Raw genomic sequence first — 7198 nt, 5'->3', positions numbered from 1 at the left:
AATTAGGATATTCATTCAGGCTAATATTATTTTATCTCCCTTTAGGGAAATCTTATGTTTTTAAAGTAGCCACAGTGTTTTAACCTGTGGCATCAAACAGGCATTAAAGCCTAGATTAACATATCTATATCAACAGTATAGAATGGCTCAAAATTAACAATTTACATTAATTGGTCTAAAATTTGCTCGTTTATAGTTCTAAGTATAAAGTTGAATTTAAGCGAGTAAATCTTGATTATCAATTTACTTATTAAGAATAATATATTATAATATAAATAGTAATTATTACTAATTACTAATTAAGAGAGGGTGATTTTATGTTTTTGGAATGGTTTAAAGGGTTAAATCCTGTTATGCAAGCTTTTTTAGCTACTCTTTTTACTTGGTTTCTAACTGCTTTAGGAGCAGGGGTAGTCTTCTTCTTTAAAGAAGTGAATAGAAAATTTTTAGATGGAATGTTGGGTTTTGCAGCTGGAGTAATGATTGCAGCTAGTTTTTGGTCATTATTGGCTCCTGCTATTGAGATGTCGGAGAATTTGGGGGTTCCTGGTTGGATTCCAGCAGTAGTTGGATTTTTATTAGGTGGATTATTTTTAAGAATAGTAGATAGATATTTGCCCCATCTTCATCCTGGCTTAGCTAAAGGAAAAGCAGAAGGGATTAAGACCAGTTGGGAGAGAAGTATTTTATTGGTACTTGCAGTGACATTACATAATATTCCAGAAGGTTTGGCTGTGGGAGTAGCTTTTGGAGCAGTAGGTGCTAATCTACCTTCGGCTTCTTTAGCAGGAGCAATAGCTTTGGCTATAGGTATTGGTATTCAAAACTTTCCAGAGGGGACAGCTGTATCTGTGCCTTTAAGAAGAGAAGGATTATCTCCAATGAAGAGCTTTATGTATGGGCAGGCATCAGGAATAGTTGAACCACTTGCAGGGGTACTTGGTGCGGCAGCGGTATTATTGATGAGACCGATTCTACCGTATGCTTTAGCTTTTGCGGCAGGAGCAATGATCTTTGTAGTAGGTGAAGAGTTGATTCCTGAATCACATCAAGAAGGTAATAGTCATATAGCTACAGCAGGATTGATGCTAGGTTTTGCAGTGATGATGGCTTTAGATGTGGCATTAGGTTAAATGAGTAAACTATAATTAAGATTTTACCAGGTAATATATAGATTAGTAGTAATAGTGTTAAGTTTATCTTTAATTAAATTAGTAAAGGGAAGTGTGGAAATCCACACTTCCCTTTTGGTTGATTATTTTGTGTTGTACATTCCACGGCTTTGCATATAATTGAAGATTCCTTCTCCATGCTCTTGTTCTTCCTTTTGAATATGGTTTAATACTTGACGAGCTTCAGAGCTAGTAAATTCAAAGATACTAGTATTATAAGTAGAAGATACATATTTTTCTGTCATTAACTGATCAGTACATAGTTTGTAATCAGTAGGATTTCCAGTCTGACCTTGGCTAATTTGGGGTTGGTTATTCTGCTGGTTTTTTTGATTTAGCTGAGGAATAGTACCATTTAACATCTGGTTAACAGTATCAAAATGTTGTTGCTCTTGATCTGCATAGTAATTAAATAGTGCTTGTAATTCTGGATCTTGAGCTTGATTGGCATAATCTTTATACTTCTGAATACAGATCTCTTCATGGCTTTTCTGATCTTCTAGAAGAGTTCTTTCTTTTTGAGTGAGTGTAATTTGTGTGATAATATCGCCTCCTTTGTTAGTTTATTTTTTGTAACTATGGATTTTTTATTCTGATTTTTAAATTTAGATTTAGTTATTAATGTAAAGAGGAGTAGCTTTTATTTTCTTGAATATATAATTATTGAGTTATGCTCATTTATTAATTAAAGATTTACTTTTTATCCTATTTCTCTAGCTAAGAGTTAGGAGTTTTTTTATGTTAAAGCTATTTAAATCTATTGGGAGGTAGAAGTATTGAAATTAAAATCTAATTTGACTATTATATTTTTGTTGGTGTTTGTAATATTTTTATTTAATAATATATCCTATGGGGAAGAGGAATATCAAGAGATTTATTTTCGGGGTAAGGTTATTGAGCTGGAAAATTTAGATTCAGGCAAAGAGGGTGAGATTTTACTAGAACAGAGGTCAAAAGTATTAATAACAAGTGGTAAGTATGAGGGAGAAAAAATTAATATAACCAGTTTTTACAAGGAGAATCATCCTTATTCAAATTTAAAATTAGAAGAAGGGATGAAGGTTCTTCTAGTGACAAATACTAATGAATCAGGTGATGAGTTAGGTCAAGTTTATTTACATGATGTAATCAGAGACCATGGGGTCTATTATTTAATTGCAATTTTTGCAGTACTATTATTAATAATTGGGAGAGGACAAGGTTTAAAGACAATCATCACTCTAGTATTTACGGGAGTAATAATTGTAAAAATGATGCTTCCTCTGCTGTTGCAAGGTAAGGATCCAATCTTTGTAGCAGTTATCTCGGCTATTGTGATTATTGTCCCTACTTTACTGACTATAGGTGGAATCAATTCTAAATCTATTGCCTCAATTATAGGAACTGGCTTTGGTGTAATAACTTCAGGTGTTCTGGCATTATGGATAGGAAAGATTGCTCATTTGACAGGATTTAGTAGTGAAGAATCTAAGATATTAATTTACATGGATAGTGATATCAACATTAGGGGATTATTATTTGCGGGGATTATCATAGGTTCTCTTGGAGCCATAACTGATGTCTGTATGTCTATCTCATCGGCTATATCTGAGATGAAGCAGTTAAATAGATCTTTAGGCTGTAGTGAAATGTTCCAAGCTGGATTGAATGTTGGGCGCGATATTATGGGAACAATGTCTAATACCTTATTATTGGCTTATGTAGGTGGTTCGATACCTCTACTATTAGTTTTATTAGGTGCAGAGCTACCTTGGATTAGGATTATTAATATGGATATGATTGTTACAGAATTTGTCAGTGGACTTGCTGGTAGTATAGGCTTGATTATTTCTATTCCAGTGACAGCCTGTTTTGCTTCGGTATTAATGTGGTTGGATAACTAAGGTTTAATTAGGTTTCGCCTAATAGGCGATTTACTTTTTTCTTGACAAAAAAGTAACCAAAAAGGTCAAGAAAAAATTAAACTCACTCAGCAATAAAATTTTATATTAGTTATTAAATTAGGAGTTTTAAATTAAGATTCAGCTAAACCTTTAGTTTTGGCTATGTTTTGCTTCGTTTAGACAGTAATTTTTTCGAGTTAAGTCAAAAGATTGCGAAACATGCTATGGCTAAAAGTTGAAGTTAATGTGGTTAAAGGTGAATTGGAGATTGTATGGAGTTTAATGGAGGATTGTGAGACCGCTTACGTTTCTTTAAAGGTATAACTGGAGAGAAAATTAAGGATAGAAGAACAATGTTTACTATTTAGAGTAGATACTATGATAAATTGTAAGATATAATATATTGGCAGCAAGTTAGATTTCTAGAATGATAATAATAGTTGCAAGTAATGATAAATCACAATTTTGGTATATTAAAAATCAAAATTGTGGATATTAAATATTTAGTATTTCCATGGTGATAATTACTTTATATTTAAACAATAGAATTTTACATTTATTTGAACTTATTATAAAATATATAGTAGCTAAATAAAGATAAAAACTAGATTATTAGATTGATTTAAAATATTCTGTAATTAAAAAAGGTGGTGATAACATGGGAAGAAGAAAGAGAAATGATATTAAAGAAGAACCTAATAATGTTGAGTACGTAGATATGGAAAAATTGATGAATTCTGATATTACTTATCAAACTGTGAGAACTCCTATAGATACTATTATTAGCAGAATGGAAGCAGGGCATTATTTTATACCAGAGTATCAAAGAAATTATGTTTGGAAAGAAAAGCAGGTAATAGCGTTAATAATTTCATTATTGAGGGATATACCAATTCCTAGATTATATATGTACTCTAATCCTAAAGATGGAAAGTACACAATAATAGATGGTCAACAAAGAATAACAAGCCTATTCTTTTTTTTAAAAGGGGTATTTCCGAGTTCTAAAACTAAAAGACATTATTATAACTTTAAGAAAATAAGCCAATTAGTTGATAAGCATCAACAGGCTAACTCTAAAAAAGAGCAGAGACAAATAAGGAAAGACCTTAGAGAACAATTTGGATTGAAATTCAAAGAATTCAATTATAAGAAAGATAATGGAGAAAACAAAAAATTTACTTATGAGAGCTTCGAGGAACCACAGAAGTTAATGTTTAATAATAAATCCTTAGATTTTAGTATTGTATCTGTTAAAAATGATGATGATTTTTATTCAGTTTATACTGATATCTTTAGATTATTAAATAGTGCAGGAGAACCTTTAAGTAGCCAAGAGATTAGAAATGGAATCTACTATGGCAGTATATTATATAAGCAGATAAATATGTTTAATGAAGAAAATCAAGCTTGGCTAAAAATAAAGAAGAATGAAAATAATCGACATGGAAATGTTGAATTCCTTTTGAGATTATTAGCTTTAAATAAGTATATTGAAATAAAATCTAAGGAAGAATTAATTGATTATGTTATAAATGAGTTTGATGAAAAAGACTTTGATTCTAAAAATTTAGCTAAAATAGATAAGCTAAATGAAGTAATGACTTTAGAAAAATACTCAACTTATTCAAATTTAGTTGATAAATATTCAAAAGAATATTCAGTACATAAGTTTGAAGATGAAGTAGAGAAAGAAATAGAAAAGTTAAGATGTTTTATTGAAGGAGTAGATAAATTTCCAAAAGATGAAAAGCATATTGATAAGTTAAGGGTTGAAGCATTTTTTATTGCTGCTTCTAAACTAGATATAATAAATAAAAATTTTAAAATCTCTTATAATAAATTAACAGAAGAATTAAATTCTAGTGAACATACTTCTAGTAAAAAATCGATATTTAAGAGAATACTACAAGCTATTAAGATTATAAAAGAGTCAGGTGAGAATAATGGATTATAAAGAGTATATTGAAGAGATAAAGGAGATAGCAATGGAATCATTGGATAATGGCTATCATGTCTGTATAACTGGTAAGAATATGTCTGGGAAATCAGATGCATTGATGGCTATTTTAAAAGAAAATATTGAAAAAAATAATTATTATTTTATAGATACTGTCAATCGAGTTCTCTTTAATGATGAGGCTTTGATGGGTTTAGATGAGAAAGAGTTGTCAGAATATCTTGGAAGTCCTAAAAAAATTTTGAATAGAAGAGTTAATTCTAATTATTTCAATAAGATAGATGTTTTTGCTGGAGGGGAACATAATTTAGGAGCATACTATGCTTTTCAATTTTTAAAGATTAATTTACTTAATGGTAAATTTAAAGAGTTGTTATTTGAATTTTTAGAGGATTTTAATATAAATATAGAATTTTTAGAAGATGAAAATAAGATTCTTTTTTCTATAAGGGGTGAAGAAGTTATTGCTTCTAGTGGTTATCAAGCATTGTTGAGAATATTTGTTGAAATATACTATGCTTATCAAAATGACGTAAAAATTATAGTTATAGATGAAATTGATGAACATTTAGATAATCAAACGACTCGGACAATTATTAAAAAATTAAAAGAGATATTCCCAAGTATCAAAATTATTACAACAGTTCATTCTTTAACATTTTTTGAAGAACTTGAGAATACAAAAATAATTGTTCTTGATGGTTCTAATTATTCTTATAAAATCTTAGATTCAAAGGATTTAGGTAGTTTGGAATATATTAACAGAGAAGTGTTTAATAGTTATGTTGAAGAAGATACAGGGATATCTAGAATGGAAGAGTTATACATGAAGGTTTTCAATGATATTGAATTAGAAGATGAGGATAAGAGATATCTATCAGAAGTAAAAGGGTTAAGTCCAAGAGAAAAAAGTATTCGAGATATTATTTTAGAGGAGATTCCAATAGATGTTTGATCCCAAGATATTATTAGATTTTCCTACTAGATTTGAAGATATCAATTATCCTACTAAGAATGTAAACTATTATAATGAGAATGAAGAGAGTAGAAGTCTTTTTGAAAGTTTATTAGAATCTTCAAATCATAGGTGTATGTATTGTGGAACGGATTTAAGTGGTGAAAAAACTTATGGTATTGATGGAGATTATCAAAAAGAACACACAATAGAAAAAAGTCAATATAGTGGTGATGGAAGTAATTTTTTAGAAAGATGCAAATTTAACTTTTCTGTTGCTTGTAATAAGTGTAATAACTATAAAAAATATAAAGTTAAATGTATTGGCAAGGAATTTTCAAAATTAGATTATAATTATTGTACAGATGAAAATTGTTTATCTCATTGTTTTGAAATTGAAAAAGCTTTAAATGAATATTTAAATATAAATAACATAATAATACAGCCTTATGGAACATATCATATTCAAACTGGTTTTCCATTGGAAATACAATATGATGTATTAAAAAAGAGATTTATTCCAAGTGAAAAGTTTAAGTATTTTAAAGAAACTAAAGAGAGTATAAAAAAGCATATTGAGAAATTTAAATTAAATAAGAGGAATTTAAAAATTTTAGATCAAATTATTACTGACTTATATAATGACATGAAACAAAATAAGGAGTTTAGAATATTCACTAAGAAGTCACTATTAAACCCTAATAATAATAGTCATTCAAATGTATTGGATGATATGTTTATTGATTATTTAAATAATTTAAGTGAAAGACAAAAAAGAATGACAGTAAGAAGAATATTTAGGGAATATATCCTTATGAATAACTAAATATAGAAAATTCTAGCTCACAATTTATTTGTATTTTATTGGAATTAATCGAGATTTTTTACTAAATGATAAATTAAAAAAACATATAAATATCTAAAAGTAACTTATGCTACAGACTATTTTTCTGTGAACTAGGTTGCTTTTTTCCTATATCATAAAGTATTAAGAAATTGAACAATAAATAAGTTGATAGTATATAGAACACCAAAAAATTAATAATTAAAGCCTCACTACTATAAGTATTTATTAGTTAGTTTTCCCTCTCATTAGACCAGAGGGTGATTAAGGGGTGAGGTGTGATAATATCTTTTACTAAACTTTTATGACTTTAGAATAAATATGATATAATATTACTTTTTATATAGTGAATTAAAATCATCCACAATTAGCTATAATATATAG

6 protein-coding genes are annotated in these 7198 nt (G+C 28.7%); 5 read left to right on the top strand and 1 reads right to left on the bottom strand.

Features of this window, described 5'->3' with window-relative positions:
• Positions 1-323: 323 nt before the first annotated feature.
• Positions 324-1133 (top strand): ZIP family metal transporter, encoded by an 810-nt coding sequence (locus ACTCDL_RS03305; RefSeq protein ID WP_463173991.1) that lies wholly within the window; start codon positions 324-326, stop codon positions 1131-1133.
• 122 nt (positions 1134-1255) lie between these two features.
• On the opposite strand, the gene ACTCDL_RS03300 is transcribed toward ACTCDL_RS03305, so the two are convergent.
• Positions 1256-1714, bottom strand: coding sequence for a spore coat protein (locus ACTCDL_RS03300; protein ID WP_463173989.1), 459 nt, complete (start codon positions 1712-1714; stop codon positions 1256-1258).
• Positions 1715-1948: 234 nt separating this feature from the next.
• Here ACTCDL_RS03300 and ACTCDL_RS03295 point away from each other — a divergent pair, with 234 nt between their 5' ends.
• The 4 genes from ACTCDL_RS03295 (at position 1949) to ACTCDL_RS03280 (ending at position 6796) form a co-directional block, all read left to right on the top strand.
• A complete protein-coding gene (locus tag ACTCDL_RS03295; RefSeq protein ID WP_463173984.1) occupies positions 1949-3055 on the top strand; it encodes a YibE/F family protein in 1107 nt (368 codons plus the stop codon).
• 658 nt (positions 3056-3713) lie between these two features.
• On the top strand, positions 3714-5012 hold the full coding sequence (locus ACTCDL_RS03290; protein WP_463173983.1) for a GmrSD restriction endonuclease domain-containing protein: 1299 nt from the start codon (positions 3714-3716) through the stop codon (positions 5010-5012).
• Complete coding sequence (locus tag ACTCDL_RS03285) at positions 5002-5970, top strand: hypothetical protein (protein ID WP_463173981.1); 969 nt, start codon at positions 5002-5004, stop codon at positions 5968-5970. Before ACTCDL_RS03290 ends, ACTCDL_RS03285 begins: the two co-directional genes overlap by 11 nt.
• Positions 5963-6796, top strand: a complete 834-nt coding sequence (locus ACTCDL_RS03280) for an HNH endonuclease (protein ID WP_463173979.1) — start codon at positions 5963-5965, stop codon at positions 6794-6796. Before ACTCDL_RS03285 ends, ACTCDL_RS03280 begins: the two co-directional genes overlap by 8 nt.
• Positions 6797-7198 lie beyond the last annotated feature (402 nt).

The organism is Orenia sp. (assembly GCF_055140805.1).
This window is presented reverse-complemented; position numbering and strand designations above follow the sequence as displayed.